Origin of the sequence: Pseudomonas sp. BAV 4579 (assembly GCF_009765395.1) — a bacterium.
In the GTDB taxonomy this organism is placed as follows: domain Bacteria; phylum Pseudomonadota; class Gammaproteobacteria; order Pseudomonadales; family Pseudomonadaceae; genus Chryseomonas; species Chryseomonas aestiva.
This window is the reverse complement of the sequence record NZ_WHOV01000088.1, coordinates 1-15,463: the sequence shown is the minus strand read 5'-3', so window position 1 is coordinate 15,463 and position 15,463 is coordinate 1. Positions and strand designations below refer to the sequence as shown.

The window sequence follows — 15,463 nt, the reverse complement described above, 5'->3', positions numbered from 1 at the left end:
GATTCACACCTTCGTGACCTGGGGTTTGCCAAGCAGCCCCTGGGGCCTAAAGATCAGGATCGCCACCAGCAGCGAAAAGCTGAAGACGTCCTTGTAGTCCGAGTTCACCAGGCTGGCGAACTGGGCTTCGGAGATGCCGAGGATGATCCCGCCGAGCATGGCGCCGGGCAGCGAACCGATACCGCCGAGCACCGCCGCGGTAAAGGCCTTGATGCCGATGATGAAGCCGGCATAGAAGTCGAAGGTGCCGTAGTTGAGGGTGATCAGCACCCCGGCCAGCGCCGCCATGGCCGCGCCGATGATGAAGACGTAGGAGATCACCCGGTCGGTGTTGATGCCGAGGATCTGCGCCATCTTGCGATCCTGCTGGGTGGCCCGGCACATGCGACCGAGGGTGGTCTTCTGGATCACGTAGGTGAGCAGGCCCATGCCGATGATGGAGGCCAGGATGATGAAGATCTTGGTGTAGGTGATGATCACGAAGCCTTCGCCGATGTGCAGCCGCAGGGCGCCATCGAGCAGCGTCGGTACGCCCTGCTGGCGCGCGCCCTGGGCGAGCTGTACGTAGTTCTGCAGGATCAGCGACATGCCGATGGCCGAGATAAGCGGGGCCAGGCGCGTGGAGTTGCGCAGCGGCTTGTAGGCGATGCGCTCGATGGCCCAGCCGTACACGGAGGTGACCACCACGGTGAAGATCAGGGTGCCGAGGATCAGCACCGGGAAGGAATGCAGGCCGAACACGCTCAGCAGGGCGATGCCGATGGCGGCGAGATAGGCCGACACCATGTACACGTCGCCGTGGGCGAAGTTGATCATGCCGATGATGCCATAGACCATGGTGTAGCCGATGGCGATGAGTCCGTAGACCGAGCCCAGGGTCAGGCCGTTGACCAGTTGTTGCAGGAAGATACCGTCCACGTTTGCAGTCTCGCGCTGGATGGATGACGAGGGCCGCCGGCCGCCGCCTCGTCCTGGGGCGGAGACGAGGTGGCGGCTGGCGGATTCACGCGAGGATCAGGGCAACTGGTGGTACTTGCCCTTGTCGTCCCATTCGTACATCACGTAGTCGGAGACCTTGAGGTCGCCCTTGCTGTCCCAGCTCTTCTCACCCAGCACGGTGTTGACGCTGTGGGACTTCAGCCACTCGGCGGCCTTGGCGCCGTCGGTGCCCTTGATGCCGTTGAAGGCGGCGGCCACGGCCTGCAGCGAGGCATAGGAGTAGAGGGTGTAGCCCTCGGGCTCGTAGCCGGACTTGCGCAGGGTTTCCACCACGGTCTTGCCGGCGGGGTTCTGCAGCGGGTCGGCGCCGAAGGTCATCAGCACGCCCTTGGTGTACTGGGCGCCACCGGCGGTGGTGACCAGGTCGGCGGAGACGATGCCATCGCCGGAGACGAACTTGGCGGTCACGCCCTGCTCGCGCATCTGGCGCACCAGCGGACCGGCTTCGGGGTGCAGGCCGCCGAAGTAGACCACGTCGGCGCCGGAGGCACGGATCTTGGTGACCAGGGAGTTGAAGTCCTTCTCGCCACGGGTCAGACCCTCGTAGAGCACTTCTTTCACGCCGCGCTTGTTGAGCTGCGCCTTGGTGGCGTCGGCCAGGCCCTGACCGTAGGTGTCCTTGTCGTGGATGATGGCGACCTTCTTGGCCTTGAGGGTATCGACGATGTAGTCGCCGGCCACGATGCCCTGCTGGTCGTCACGACCGCACATGCGGAACACGCCGGTCAGGCCACGCTCGGTGATCTTGGGGTTGGTGGACGCCGGGGTGATGGAGATGATGCCGGCTTCGTCGTAGATCTCCGAGGCGGGCATGGTGTTGGAGGAGCAGAAGTGGCCGATCACGGCCTTGACCTTCTCCGAATCCACCAGGCGGTTGGCCACGGCCACGGCCTGCTTGGGCTCGCAGGCGTCGTCACCCTGCACCAGCTTGATCTTCTCGCCATTGATGCCACCGGCGGCGTTGATGTCCGTCGCGGCCTGGGTAGCCCCCTTCCAGAACTGCTCGCCGTAGGCGGCACTGGCCCCGGTGAAGGGACCGGCGACACCGATCACGATGTCGGCATGCGCCAGGGTGGAGAGAGTGAACGCAGAACCGATAGCGAGAGCCAGAATGCCTTTTCTGTAAATCTTCGACATGGGAGGTGTGCTCCAGAGGGTGGTTGGCCTGTTCGCCGGAGCAAAGCCTGTGCCATCACCCAGCTGTGTACCGGGCGCAAAGGCCATTTGCCGCCACCGCGATGAGCCAAAACCTTCGCTTGCGGGCGGCGAGGGCCGCTGCCAGTGGACTCGACTGCGCCTTAGACTTTTGTCTTAACTGGCTCATTAGTCTGGATAATTCTGCAAAGCGGTAGCAGCGGAGGAGGCAAAAGGCGGCGGTTTGTTACCAGATAGCAACCCGGTTGCACCTGTTTCGCACCAAAACGTAACACCGTCCCCACAGTGTGCCACCAAAGTAACCATGACCCTGCGGCCACTGCCCTCTGGGGGATCCACCGTGCTCGCGGCCTGCTGGCGGTTATGAACAGCCAGGAAAAAGCGGCCGACTTGTACAGGTCGAGATGCGCAAATCGGCCGCTTCGAGGCGTTATCGCCCGGCCCGAGGGCCGGTGACAGCGGGTATGGCGGGGTCGCTAGAGCACCACGCGCAGGCACTGCCCCGCGTGATAGAGGGTGAAGCCGGCTTCGTACATCAGACTGCGCCACTGGCCGACCGGATTGGTCTCCAGCGACGCCAGGGGCAGCGGCAGGTCGTGGCGATCGCCGCTGCACAGATAGCGGGCAAAGGCCTGCCCCACCACTGTGCCCGTGGTCACCCCGCGACCGTTGTAGCCGGACACCGCCAGCAACCCCGGCGCCGGCTCGAACAGTCGCATCAGATGATCGGGCGTGAAGCCGATACGACCGGTCCAGCTGCACTCCCACTCGACCTTCCCGAGCGCCGGGAAATAGTGCCTCTGGATGCGATCGGCCCAGGCGCGGATGAAGCCGGCCGGCCGCCCCGCCATGTTGCCGAGACTGCCCAGCAGCAGACGGCCATCGGCATCGCGGCGAATGCTGCTGAGCACCGTCCGGGTATCCCAGGAACCACGGCCCTGGGGCAGGATGAAATCCGCTTCCGGACCGAGCGGCCGCGAGGCCACCTGATAGTAGTAGCCTGGGAAGAATTGCCTGCGCAGGGTGGTCCACTCGCCTTCGGTGTAGGCATTGGAAGCGATCACCACCTGGTCGGCGGTGACTCGCCCCTGTGGGGTTTCCACCTGCCAGCGCTCACCGACCCGCTGCAGCCGTTGCACCGCACTCCGCTCGAACAGCTCGCCGCCTTCCTGACGTAGCGCCCTGGCCAGGCCCAGGGCATAACCCATGGGCACCAGGGTGCCGGCACGATGATCAAGCAGCGCGCCGCTGATGTCGCGCGTGCCGCAGGCGCTGTAACAGGCCTCCCCTTCCAGCAGCTCGACCCGGGCACCGCGCCGCTGCCATTGCTCGGCACGCTGCCCCAGATCGGCCAGGCCCTTGGCACTGTGCGCCATGTGCAGGGTGCCGGCGCGGCGCGGCTGGCAATCGATGCCATAACGCTCGATGAGACCGAATACCTGACTCGGCGCATCGCCCATCACCCCCAGCAGGCGCTCTCCGACTTCCGGCCCCAGGGTCGCCACGGCTTCGTCCGGCGGGATCCACATGCCAGCATTGACCAGCCCGACATTGCGGCCAGAGCCGCCATGGCCGACGCCATGGGCCTCCAGCACCACCACCCGCCGCCCGGCCTGCGCCAGGTGCAGGCCGGTGGACAGGCCGGTGTAGCCACCGCCGATAACGCAGACCTCGGTGTCACGCTCGCCCTGCAACGACGCCCCCGGCACCGCCGGATACAGCCGCTCCCACAGGCACTCTTCACGCAACTGCATTCTCTGCGCTCCTGGCGGACCCAATTCAGTCGAAGACGATGCCCTGGGCCAGCGGCAGTTCGCGGGAATAGTTGACGGTGTTGGTCTGGCGGCGCATGTAGGCCTTCCAGGCATCGGAGCCGGATTCGCGACCACCACCGGTTTCCTTCTCGCCACCGAAGGCGCCACCGATCTCGGCACCGCTCGGTCCGATGTTGACGTTGGCGATGCCGCAGTCGCTGCCGGTCGCCGACATGAAGGCCTCGGCCTCGCGCACGTCGGTGGTGAAGATGCAGGACGACAGGCCCTGGGGCACGGCGTTGTTCAACGCCACCGCCTCGTCGAAATCGTCATAGGTCAGCACATAGAGGATGGGCGCGAAGGTCTCGTGGCGCACCGCCTCGCTCTGCTCGGGCATCTCGACGATGGCCGGCGCCACGTAATAGGCCTCGGGATACTGCTCAGCCAGCTGACGCTCGCCGCCGTAGACCACGCCGCCCTCGCCACGCGCCTGTTCCAGTGCACCCTGCATGGCCTGGAAACTGGCCGCATCGATCAGCGGACCGATCAGGTTGCCTTCCAGCGGATGGCCGATGCGGACTTTGGCATAGGCGGTCTTCAGCCGGGCGACGATCTCGTCCTTCACCGAACGGTGGGCGATCAGCCGGCGCAGGGTGGTGCAGCGCTGCCCGGCGGTGCCGACGGCGCTGAACAGGATGGCGCGTACCGCCATGTCCAGATCGGCGCTCGGCGCGAGGATCATGGCATTGTTGCCACCCAGTTCGAGGATGCTGCGGCCGAAGCGCGCCGCAACCCGCGGTCCTACCTCACGACCCATGCGGGTGCTACCCGTGGCGCTCACCAGTGCCACCCGCGGATCGTCCACCAGGGCTTCACCGGCGGCGCGATCGCCGACGATGACCTGACTCAGATCGGCCGGGGCATCGCCAAAGCGCGCCAGGGCCTTCTCGAACAGCGCCTGGCAGGCCAGGGCGGTCAGCGGGGTCTTTTCCGAAGGCTTCCAGATCACCGGATTGCCGCAGACCAGCGCCAGGGCGGCGTTCCACGACCAGACCGCCACCGGGAAGTTGAAGGCACTGATGATGCCCACCACGCCCAGCGGCTGCCAGGATTCACGCATGTGGTGACCGGGGCGCTCGGAGGCGATGGTCAGACCATAGAGCTGGCGCGACAGGCCAACGGCGAAGTCGCAGATGTCGATCATCTCCTGGACTTCGCCCAGGCCTTCCTGGGTGATCTTGCCGGCTTCCCAGGACACCAGTTCGCCGAGATCGGCCTTGTGCGCGCGCAGTTCTTCACCCAGCAGCCGCACCAGTTCGCCCCGGCGCGGCGCCGGCACCGCGCGCCAGGCCTGGAAGGCGCGCTCGGCACGGGAGATCTTCTGCTCCACTTCGGCGGCGCTTTCCAGGGCGACGCTGCCCAGTTGGCTGCCATCGATGGGGGAATGCACCCGGTGCTCGCCTTGGGTGTAGTGCTGGGCAGAAACGCCGAGGCGTTCCAACAGGGCCTTGCTCATGCTGAGGTCTCCGCGGAAAGGGAATCGTCCCTGAGTATGGTCAGCCCAGCGGCGCCGGACAACCGACCTTTGCTCGGCATATCATTCCCTTTTTTCATGCCGCGAGTCCGCTCATGCAACGCCGCCACCTGCCGTCCATCACCGCCATGCAGTGCTTCGAGGCGGTCGCGCGTCATCTGAGCTTTACCCGCGCGGCCGACGAACTGGCGCTGACCCAGAGCGCCGTCAGCAAACAGGTCGCCCAGCTCGAGGACCTGCTGCAGCACAGTCTGTTTCGCCGGGTCCGTCGCCGCCTGCAGCTCACGCCGGCGGGCGCCCTCTACCTGGCCGAGGTGGACAAGATCCTCAACCAGCTGGAGATGTCGGCGCGCTATCTGAGGTCCTATGGCGGCGAGACCGAGGTGCTGCGCGTGGCCACCCCGCCGACCTTTGGCGAGCGCTGGCTGGTGCCGCGCCTCAAGGGCTGGCGCCTGCGCTTTCCCAACATCCACCTGGATGTCTCCAGCGCGCTGGAACCGGTGGACTTCCGCGACCCCCGGCATGACGTGGCGCTGTTCTACGGCCACGGCAGCTGGCCGGGCGCCGAGTGCGAATTGCTGCTGCATGAGCACATGGTCGCGGTCTGCGCGCCTGACCTGCTGCCCGCCGAGGGTATCGCCGGACCGGAGCAGCTGGTGGACTTCGTCCTGCTGCAGAACACCACCCGCCCGGAATCCTGGCACGACTGGTACGCCAGCCTCGGGCGCGACGAGGTGCATAGCCATCACGGCCCGCGCTTCGACACCTTCACCCTCTGCGCCCGCGCCGCCCAGGAAGGCTGCGGGGTGGCCCTGCTCCCGGAATTCCTGGTCGCCGAAGAACTGGCTTCCGGTCGCCTGGTGCTCGCCTGGCCCCATCGCCTGGCCAGCCCCCATGCCTACTGGCTGGCCTATCCGGAACAGATGGCCGAGGTGCCCAAGGTGCGCAGCTTTATCGAATGGATTCGCGAGAAGGCTTGATGCCCTGGCCAATCGTGACCATGGCGGTTCGCAGGTGCGACCGCTTGCCGTTTGCTGATCGCGGCCATGGGCCGCTCCTACAAAACATCACTCTCTGTAGGAGCGGCCGCATCGGCGGACCGCCACGGCCGCGATGAGGATATCCACCGCGAACCTCATCCCGCACCAGAAACGAAAAACCCGGCCGAGGCCGGGTTTTTTATTCAGGGTCGTCTTAGACGCCGGAGGCTTCCGCCGCCGCCACGTCCTTGATCGACAGCTTGATGCGACCGCGGTTGTCCACGTCCAGCACCAGCACCTTCACTTCCTGACCTTCTTTCAGCACGTCGGTGACCTTCTCGATACGCTGATCGCTCAGCTGCGAGATGTGCACCAGGCCGTCCTTGCCGGGCAGGATGCTGACGAAGGCGCCGAAGTCGACGATGCGCTCCACCTTGCCGACGTAGATCTTGCCGATCTCGGCCTCGGCAGTGATGCCCAGGACGCGCTGCTTGGCCGCTTCAGCGGCTTCGCGAGTCTCGCCGTAGATCTTGATGGTGCCGTCGTCTTCGATGTCGATCGACGCCTTGGTCTCTTCGCAGATACCACGGATGGTGGCGCCACCCTTGCCGATCACGTCGCGGATCTTGTCCTGGTCGATCTTCATCGCCAGCATGGTCGGGGCGTTTTCGGACAGCTCGGCACGCGACTCGGAGATCACCTGGTTCATCTGGCCGAGGATGTTCAGACGCGCTTCCAGCGCCTGCTCCAGAGCGATTTCCATGATCTCTTCGGTGATGCCGTTGATCTTGATGTCCATCTGCAGGGCGGTGACGCCCTTGGCAGTACCGGCCACCTTGAAGTCCATGTCGCCCAGGTGATCTTCGTCACCCAGGATGTCGGTCAGGACGGCGAACTTCTCGCCTTCCTTGACCAGACCCATGGCGATACCGGCAACCGGGGCCTTGACCGGCACACCGGCGTCCATCAGCGCCAGAGAGGCACCGCAGACCGAGGCCATGGAGCTGGAGCCGTTGGACTCGGTGATCTCGGAGACCACGCGGATGCTGTAGGGGAAGGCATCCTGGGTCGGCAGCATGGCCTGGATGCCACGACGGGCCAGACGGCCGTGACCGATCTCGCGACGGCCCGGGCTGCCCATGCGGCCGCACTCGCCGACCGAGAAGGGCGGGAAGTTGTAGTGCAGCATGAAGCTGTCACGGCGCTCGCCTTCCAGGGTGTCCAGCAGCTGCGAATCACGGGCGGTACCCAGGGTCGCAGTGACCAGGGCCTGGGTTTCGCCACGGGTGAACAGGGCCGAACCGTGGGTCTTCTTCAGCGGACCGACTTCGATCTGCAGCGGGCGAACGGTGCGGGTGTCGCGACCGTCGATACGCGGCTTGCCGTCGACGATGTTCTGGCGCACGGTGCGGTATTCCAGCAGACCGAAGGTCTCCTTGACCTCGGCTTCGCTGTACTGACCGTTCTCACCGGCCAGCTTGGCGATGGCCTGGTCACGCAGGGCACCCAGGGCCGCATAGCGATCCTGCTTGATAGTGATGGTGTAGGCACGGGACACGGCTTCACCGACTTCGGCCTTGACGGCTTCGATCAGGGCGGTGTTCTCGGCCGGCGCCTGCCAGTTCCAGGTCGGCTTGCCGGCTTCGGCAGCGAACTGGCTGATGGCCTCGATGGCCACCTGGAATTCTTCGTGGGCGAACAGCACGCCGCCCAGCATCTGGTCTTCGGTCAGCTCGTCGGCTTCGGATTCCACCATCAGCACGGCGTCACGGGTACCGGCCACGACCATGTCCAGGCTGGAGCTCTGCAGCTGCTCGTAGCTGGGGTTCAGCAGGTAGCCCAGTTCGCTGTGGTAGCCCACGCGGGCGGCGGCGATCGGACCGGCGAAGGGGATACCGGAAATGGCCAGGGCGGCGGAGGTGCCGATCATGGCGGCGATGTCCGGATCGGACTTCTTGTTGGTGCTGACCACGGTGCAGACCACCTGGACTTCGTTAAGGAAGCCTTCGGGGAACAGCGGACGGATCGGACGATCGATCAGGCGCGAGGTCAGGGTTTCCTTCTCGGAAGGACGGCCTTCACGCTTGAAGTAACCACCGGGGATACGGCCAGCGGCGTAGGTCTTCTCCTGGTAGTGCACGGACAGCGGGAAGAAGTCCTTGCCGACGGCGGGTTGCTTGGCACCGACCACGGTGACCAGCACGCTGACGTCATCGGTGGACACCAGCACGGCACCGGTCGCCTGGCGCGCGATGCGGCCGGTTTCCAGGGTGAAGTTCTGCTCACCGAACTTGAATTGCTTGATTACTGGATTCACAGTCTTTCCTTCTCTTTATTGCCTTGGGGGAAACAGGGGCGACCAGAGGGATTCGGACCCTCGCTGATCTCCGGGGTGACGCAGGCCGATTCTGCCGGCCTTTCAAGCAAAAAAGCCGGAGGCCGGCGCGAGCCGACCTCCAGCTTCAGACTGCTTGCAGCAGGTCTGCATCGTATTAACGACGCAGGCCCAGGCGAGCGATCAGTGCGCTGTAACGAGAGGTATCTTTGGACTTCAGGTAGTCCAGCAGCTTACGACGCTGGTTGACCATGCGGATCAGACCACGACGGCTGTGGTGATCCTTGCCGTTGATCTTGAAGTGACCTTGCAGCTTGTCGATGTTGGCGGACAGCAGGGCAACCTGCACTTCCGGCGAACCGGTGTCGCCTTCGGCGCGCTTGAACTCGTTTACGATCTGGGCTTTGTCTTCAACGCTCAGTGCCATGATAGGGCTCCTCTGAGGAACAGGCCGGGATAGGTCCCGTGCTTAGGAAAGAGGTGTGACCGTGCCTGCTAACAGCCACCCTCGGTATCGGTCTAGGACCGAATCAGTCTACGGGGGGCAACCTGCCCCTCGTCATCAATCTCGCCGATGCCGATGAAACGACCTTGGTCGTCCTGCACCCGCATCAAGCCGAATTTCGGTGCATTGGCCGCCCGGACGGGCTGACCGTGCAACCAGTAGTAGGCGCTGTGCTGAGTCAACTGCACCAGCGGCCAGTGCTCCAGGCCACTGTCGACCGGCAGCAGGAAGCGATCCAGCGCTGCGGAACCGCCTTCGGCGTGCACCGCCTCCAGCTCTTCCAGGCTGATGGCCTGCGCCAGACCGAAGGGGCCGGCCTGCGTACGACGCAACTCGGCCACATGGGCACCGCAGCCGAGCAGGGCGCCGAGGTCTTCGACCAGGGTGCGCACATAGGTACCCTTGCTGCAGGCCACTTCCAGCGTCGCGCGATCTTCCTGCAACGCCAGCAGTTCCAGCCGGGCAATAGTAACAGAACGCGGCTCGCGCTCCACTACTTCGCCCGCACGCGCCAGCTTGTAGAGCGGCTGACCATCGCGCTTCAGCGCCGAATACATCGGCGGAATCTGCTCTATCTGGCCCCGGAAGGCCGGTAGCGCCGCCTGGATGGCCGCTTCGTCGACCGCGACCGCCCGTCGCTCCAGCACCTCACCCTCGGCATCGCCGGTGGTGGTGGTGACGCCAAGTTGCGCCACGGTGCTGTAGCCCTTGTCGGCATCCAGCAGGTACTGGGAAAACTTGGTCGCCTCGCCAAAGCACAGCGGCAGTACGCCGGTGGCCAGGGGATCCAGGCTACCGGTGTGCCCGGCCTTCTCGGCATTGAGCAGCCAGCGGACCTTTTGCAGGGCGGCATTGGAGGAAAAGCCGCGCGGCTTGTCCAGCACCAGCACGCCATGCACCTGCCGACGAATACGCTTGACCTGGGCCACCCTACTCCTCCCCGTCCTGCCGACGATCTTCGGCGACCGCCCGCTCGATCAGCGCCGACAGCTGGGCGCCGCGACGGATGCTCTCGTCATACTGGAAACCCAGTTGCGGAACGGTCCGCAGCTTCATCGCCCGCCCCAACTGCTGCCGCAGGAAGCCGGAGGCATCCTTGAGGATGGCGATATTCTGCTTGATCGCCTCGGGGTCATCGTCCTTGCCCAGCACAGTGATGTGCACCTTGGCATGGGACAGATCCCGGGCCACGTCCACGCCGGTGATGGTCACCATACCCAGCCGTGGATCTTTGATTTCGCGATGGATCAACAGCGCCAGTTCGCGCTGTATCTGATCACCGATACGCTGGGTACGGCTGAATTCTTTGGCCATGTCGAAACTCTCGTACAAAAGGCCGCAGACGTCAGGCCTGCCAGCCATGAACCTTGGAAACGCGAACGGCAAGTCCGGACCTGGCAGGGTTCTGCCAGGTCCGCGACCTGCCGTCCTGGTGCAGAGTCGTCGTTACAGCGAACGGGCGACCTGAACCTTCTCGAACACTTCGATCTTGTCGCCGACGCGGACGTCGTTGTAGCTCTTCACGCCGATACCGCATTCCATGCCGGCACGCACTTCGGCCACGTCATCCTTGAAGCGACGCAGGGATTCCAGCTCGCCTTCGAAGATGACCACGTCTTCGCGCAGGACGCGGATCGGACGGTTGCGGTGCACCATGCCCTCGGTGACCATGCAGCCGGCGACGGCGCCGAACTTGGGCGAACGGAAGACGTCACGTACCTCGGCGATACCCAGGATGTTCTCCCGGACGTCACTGCCCAGCATGCCGGTCAGCGCCTTCTTCACATCTTCGATGATGTCGTAGATGACGTTGTAGTAGCGCATGTCGAGGCCTTCCTGCTCGACGATCTTCCGCGCCCCGGCATCGGCCCGGACGTTGAAGCCGAACAGCACGGCATTGGACGCCAGCGCCAGGTTGGCATCGCTTTCGGTGATACCACCGACGCCACCGCCGACCACACGTACCTGGACTTCGTCGTTGCCCAGACCGGACAGCGAACCCTGCAGCGCCTCGAGGGAGCCGCGCACATCGGACTTGAGCACGATGTTGAGGGTCTTCTTCTCGTCCTGGCCCATGTTCTCGAAGATGTTCTCGAGCTTGCCGGCGTGAGCGCGGGCCAGCTTGATCTCGCGGAACTTGCCCTGACGGAACAGCGCCACTTCGCGCGCCTTCTTCTCGTCGGTCAGCACGGTGAGTTCGTCACCGGCATCCGGGGTGCCGTCCAGGCCGAGAATCTCGACCGGGATGGACGGGCCGGCTTCCTTGATCGGCTTGCCGTTCTCGTCGAGCATGGCACGGATGCGACCGAAGTTGACGCCGACCAGCGCCATGTCGCCCTGGCGCAGGGTACCGTTCTGGACCAGCACGGTAGCGACTGGACCACGACCCTTGTCCAGGCGCGATTCGATGACCACACCGCGACCGGGTGCTTCCGGCGTAGCGGTCAGCTCCAGGACTTCGGCCTGCAGCAGGATGGCTTCGAGCAGCTCGTCCACGCCGGTACCGGCCTTGGCCGAGACGTGCACGAACTGGGTATCGCCGCCCCACTCTTCCGGGATGACCTGACGACCGGCCAGATCGTGCTTGACGCGATCCGGATCGGCATCGGGCTTGTCGATCTTGTTGACCGCCACGACGATGGGGACACCCGCCGCCTTGGCGTGCTGGATGGCTTCCTCGGTCTGCGGCATGACACCGTCATCGGCCGCGACGACCAGGATGACGATATCGGTGGCCTTGGCACCACGGGCACGCATCGCGGTGAACGCGGCGTGGCCAGGGGTATCCAGGAAGGTCACCATGCCACGCTCGGTTTCCACGTGGTAGGCACCGATGTGCTGGGTGATGCCACCGGCTTCGCCCGACGCGACCTTGGCGCGACGGATGTAGTCCAGCAGCGAGGTCTTGCCGTGGTCGACGTGACCCATGACGGTCACCACCGGCGCGCGGTGCAGGGCCTTGCCACCCTCGAACTTGAGGGATTCGGCCAGCTGGTCTTCCAGGGCGTTCTCGTTGACCAGCTTAACCTTGTGGCCCAGCTCTTCGGCCACCAGCTGCGCCGTCTCACGGTCGAGCACCTGGTTGATGGTGGCGGGAGACCCCATCTTGAACATGAACTTGATGACTTCGGCGGCCTTCACCGACATCTGCTGAGCAAGCTCAGAGACGGTGATGGTCTCACCTAGATTGACTTCGCGCACTACAGGTCCTGTCGGGCTCTGGAACCCGTGTTGGTTTCGCTTCTTGAGTCGCGATTTGCCACCGCGACCGCCACGCCGGCCAAAGCCCTCTTCCTCGTCGTCGCCACTGCGGACGGTACGGGGAGCTGCGACCTTGTCCTTGATCGACGGGCGATGCTGGGCATTCTTGCGCTCACGACGCTCGTCTTCCTCGCGCTTGCTGCTCGGGGCAGGATGCACGGGACGACGCGGTTCTTCGCGCTTGCGCTCACCAGCCGGGTCGGCTTTCTTGACCTCGGCGGCAGGCGCGGCAGCGGTTTGCTGCTCGGCCACCACGGCCGGGGCTTCCGGCGCGGCAGGGGCTGCAGCCTCGGCGGGGACCGCCTGCTGCGTGGCCTGAGCCGCGGCTTCGGCCTGCTGCTGGGCAGCGGCCTCGGCAGCGCGCTGGGCTTCTTCCTCGGCACGTGCCTGGACAGCGGCCTCTTCGGCGGCACGCTGGGCTTCCTGCTCGCGGCGCTGTTCGGCCTCGAGTTCAGCGGTGCTGCGCTTGACGAAGGTCTTCTTCTTGCGCACTTCGACGCTGACTGTCTTGCTGCCGGCCACCTTCAGCGTGGTCTGGGTCTTGCGCTGCAGGGTGATCTTGCTTGGCTCGTCGAGCTGCGCCGTCCCCTTCAGGTGCGTCAACAGGGCCTGCTTTTCCGCATCGCTCACCAACTGCTCAGCACTGCTGTGCGTCAGACCTGCCTCGCGCATCTGCTGTAGCAGACGTTCCACCGGCGTATTGACCGTTTGGGCCAGTTCTTTCACCGTGACTTGCGTCATGCACTTCTCTCCTCAGACTGCGCCGCTTACTCGAACCAATGGGCACGGGCAGCCATGATCAGCTTGCCGGCACGCTCTTCGGTCATGCCGTTGATGTCGAGCAGGTCGTCGATCGACTGCTCGGCGAGCTCTTCGCGATTGACCACGCCACGCTGGGCCAGCGCGCTGGCGAGCTGGGGATCCATGCCGTCGAGGGTCAGCAGATCTTCGCTGGGGCTCTTCTGTTCTTCGGTCGCGATGGCCCGGGTCAGCAGGCGATCCTTGGCCCGGGTACGCAGCTCGTTGACGATGTCTTCGTCGAAGCCATCGATGTTGAGCATCTCTTCCATGGGCACGTAGGCCACTTCCTCGAGGGAGGTGAAGCCTTCTTCCACCAGTACCTGCGCCAGCTCCTCGTCGACATCCAGCTCGTCGATGAAGCGCTGGATGATGTCGCCGGTCTCCGCCTGCTGCTTGGCGTTGATGTCCGCCTCGGTCATCACGTTGAGCGTCCAGCCGGTCAGCTGACTGGCCAGGCGCACGTTCTGACCGCCACGACCGATGGCCTGGGCCAGGTTGTCCTCGGCGACGGCGATATCCATGGTACGGCTGTCTTCGTCGACGATGATCGAAGCGACTTCGGCCGGGGCCATGGCGTTGATGACGAACTGCGCAGGGTTGTCGTCCCAGAGGACGATGTCGACCCGCTCGCCACCCAGTTCACCGGATACCGCCTGGACACGCGAACCGCGCATGCCGATGCAGGCACCCTGGGGATCGATGCGCTTGTCCTTGGAACGGACGGCGATCTTGGCCCGCGAACCCGGATCCCGGGCAGCCGCCATGACATCGATCAGCTGCTCGGAAATTTCCGGTACTTCGATGCGGAACAGCTCGATCAGCATCTGCGGATCGGTACGCGACAGCATCAGCTGCGGACCGCGGTTTTCCGTACGGATTTCCTTGAGCAGGGCACGCAGACGCACGCCCATGCGGAAGGTCTCGCGGGGAATGATGTGCTCGCGCGGCAGCAGCGCCTCGGCATTGTTGCCCAGGTCAACGATCACGCTGTCACGGGTGACCTTCTTGACGGTACCCGAGATGATCTCGCCGACCTTCTCGCGATAGGCGTCCACCACCTGAGCCCGCTCGGCCTCGCGCACCTTCTGCACGATCACCTGCTTGGCGGTCTGGGCGGCAATCCGACCGAACTCGATGGACTCGATCTTCTCTTCGATCACTTCACCGGCCTTGGCGCCGGGATGCTCTTCCTGGGCGTCTTCCACCGTCAGATGCGAATCGGGCAACTGATAGTCTTGGTCTTCCACCACGGTCCAGCGGCGGAAGGTTTCGTAGCTGCCGCTGTGTCTGTTGATCGACACCCGCAGATCCACATCTTCTTCGTAGCGTTTCTTGGTAGCCGTGGCGAGAGCCAACTCCAGTGCCTCGAAGATGACGCCGGGTGGAACACCCTTCTCGTTCGAAACAGATTCCACTACCAGCAGAACTTCTTTGCTCATCTTACGCCTCGTATTCGCAATCCTTGGGATCCGCGGTCTCGCGCTCAAATCACTCGAAACGGGGAACGACGTTGGCCTTGTCGATCATCTCGATGGGCAGCAGATACTCATGCTCGTCCACCTGCACCACGACGTCCTGGTCTTCCACACCGCGCAGCAAACCCTGGAAATTACGTCGCCCCTCGAAGGGCGACCGAAGTTTGACCTTGACCTGTTCACCGACGTGGGCAGCGAATTGCTCCAGGGTGAACAGCGGTCTATCCATACCGGGGGAAGACACCTCGAGGGTGTATTCATTGGTGATCGGATCTTCCACATCGAGTACGCCACTTACCTGGCGACTGACAGCCTCGCAATCTTCGACGAGAATGCCGTTGGGATGATCGATGTAGACACGCAGTAGCGAATGCCGCCCTTGGGAGATGTACTCGACACCCCAGCAGACATAGCCAAGCGCCTCGACGACGGGGGCCAGCAAGGCCTGCAACTGTTCTAGCTTGCTCGACACCTGGTTGCCTCGCGTTTTTTAAGAATAAAAAATGGGCATTACGCCCATCCCTAAGAGGTCTGCGCAAGAAAGCGCGACCCGAACTGTCCAGCCAACAAAAAGCCCCTAAAAAGGGGCTTTAAATAACTGGTTGCGGGGGCTGGATTTGAACCAACGACCTTCGGGTTATGAGCCCGACGAGCTACCAGACTG

General features: G+C 64.2%; 12 protein-coding genes. 1 reads left to right on the top strand and 11 read right to left on the bottom strand.

Going from position 1 to position 15,463, the window contains the following annotated elements; all coding sequences use genetic code 11:
* Positions 1-3: 3 nt before the first annotated feature.
* From GSQ95_RS17485 to GSQ95_RS17470, 4 genes are all read right to left on the bottom strand, one after another.
* On the bottom strand, positions 4-918 hold the full coding sequence (locus GSQ95_RS17485; RefSeq protein WP_007162639.1) for a branched-chain amino acid ABC transporter permease: 915 nt from the start codon (positions 916-918) through the stop codon (positions 4-6).
* Between the two features lie 96 nt (positions 919-1,014).
* A complete protein-coding gene (locus GSQ95_RS17480) occupies positions 1,015-2,136 on the bottom strand; it encodes a branched-chain amino acid ABC transporter substrate-binding protein (RefSeq protein WP_158893767.1) in 1,122 nt (373 codons plus the stop codon).
* A gap of 494 nt (positions 2,137-2,630) precedes the next feature.
* Positions 2,631-3,908, bottom strand: coding sequence for an FAD-binding oxidoreductase (locus tag GSQ95_RS17475; protein ID WP_158893769.1), 1,278 nt, complete (start codon positions 3,906-3,908; stop codon positions 2,631-2,633).
* Between the two features lie 25 nt (positions 3,909-3,933).
* On the bottom strand, positions 3,934-5,424 hold the full coding sequence (locus GSQ95_RS17470) for an aldehyde dehydrogenase family protein (protein WP_158893771.1): 1,491 nt from the start codon (positions 5,422-5,424) through the stop codon (positions 3,934-3,936).
* A gap of 113 nt (positions 5,425-5,537) precedes the next feature.
* On the opposite strand from GSQ95_RS17470, the gene GSQ95_RS17465 reads away from it, so the two are divergent.
* Positions 5,538-6,422 (top strand): LysR substrate-binding domain-containing protein, encoded by an 885-nt coding sequence (locus GSQ95_RS17465; protein WP_133863051.1) that lies wholly within the window; start codon positions 5,538-5,540, stop codon positions 6,420-6,422.
* Between the two features lie 214 nt (positions 6,423-6,636).
* On the opposite strand, the gene pnp is transcribed toward GSQ95_RS17465, so the two are convergent.
* The 7 genes from pnp to rimP form a co-directional block, all read right to left on the bottom strand.
* Positions 6,637-8,739: a polyribonucleotide nucleotidyltransferase gene (gene pnp / locus GSQ95_RS17460; protein WP_158893773.1), complete on the bottom strand. Its 2,103-nt coding sequence runs from the start codon at positions 8,737-8,739 to the stop codon at positions 6,637-6,639.
* Positions 8,740-8,914: 175 nt separating this feature from the next.
* Positions 8,915-9,184, bottom strand: a complete 270-nt coding sequence (rpsO, locus tag GSQ95_RS17455) for a 30S ribosomal protein S15 (protein ID WP_133863049.1) — start codon at positions 9,182-9,184, stop codon at positions 8,915-8,917.
* Between the two features lie 92 nt (positions 9,185-9,276).
* Complete coding sequence (gene truB / locus GSQ95_RS17450) at positions 9,277-10,191, bottom strand: tRNA pseudouridine(55) synthase TruB (RefSeq protein ID WP_158893775.1); 915 nt, start codon at positions 10,189-10,191, stop codon at positions 9,277-9,279.
* Between the two features lies 1 nt (position 10,192).
* Positions 10,193-10,576, bottom strand: coding sequence for a 30S ribosome-binding factor RbfA (gene rbfA, locus GSQ95_RS17445; protein ID WP_133863047.1), 384 nt, complete (start codon positions 10,574-10,576; stop codon positions 10,193-10,195).
* 132 nt (positions 10,577-10,708) lie between these two features.
* On the bottom strand, positions 10,709-13,264 hold the full coding sequence (gene infB / locus GSQ95_RS17440; protein ID WP_158893777.1) for a translation initiation factor IF-2: 2,556 nt from the start codon (positions 13,262-13,264) through the stop codon (positions 10,709-10,711).
* A gap of 26 nt (positions 13,265-13,290) precedes the next feature.
* Complete coding sequence (gene nusA, locus GSQ95_RS17435; RefSeq protein ID WP_158893779.1) at positions 13,291-14,763, bottom strand: transcription termination factor NusA; 1,473 nt, start codon at positions 14,761-14,763, stop codon at positions 13,291-13,293.
* Positions 14,764-14,812: 49 nt separating this feature from the next.
* The gene (gene rimP, locus GSQ95_RS17430; protein ID WP_133863045.1) at positions 14,813-15,271 is read right to left on the bottom strand and encodes a ribosome maturation factor RimP; all 459 of its coding nucleotides are present in this window, start codon (positions 15,269-15,271) and stop codon (positions 14,813-14,815) included.
* Positions 15,272-15,463: the final 192 nt, after the last annotated feature.

Bases quoted from the DNA above. Each gene is read 5' to 3' on its own strand.
- GSQ95_RS17470 (WP_158893771.1), bottom strand. From the start codon at position 5,424: ATGAGCAAGGCCCTGTTGGAACGCCTCGGCGTTTCTGCCCAGCACTAC.
- GSQ95_RS17475 (WP_158893769.1), bottom strand. From the start codon at position 3,908: ATGCAGTTGCGTGAAGAGTGCCTGTGGGAGCGGCTGTATCCGGCGGTG.
- nusA (WP_158893779.1), bottom strand. From the start codon at position 14,763: ATGAGCAAAGAAGTTCTGCTGGTAGTGGAATCTGTTTCGAACGAGAAG.
- rpsO (WP_133863049.1), bottom strand. From the start codon at position 9,184: ATGGCACTGAGCGTTGAAGACAAAGCCCAGATCGTAAACGAGTTCAAG.
- infB (WP_158893777.1), bottom strand. From the start codon at position 13,264: ATGACGCAAGTCACGGTGAAAGAACTGGCCCAAACGGTCAATACGCCG.
- rbfA (WP_133863047.1), bottom strand. From the start codon at position 10,576: ATGGCCAAAGAATTCAGCCGTACCCAGCGTATCGGTGATCAGATACAG.
- GSQ95_RS17465 (WP_133863051.1), top strand. From the start codon at position 5,538: ATGCAACGCCGCCACCTGCCGTCCATCACCGCCATGCAGTGCTTCGAG.
- GSQ95_RS17480 (WP_158893767.1), bottom strand. From the start codon at position 2,136: ATGTCGAAGATTTACAGAAAAGGCATTCTGGCTCTCGCTATCGGTTCT.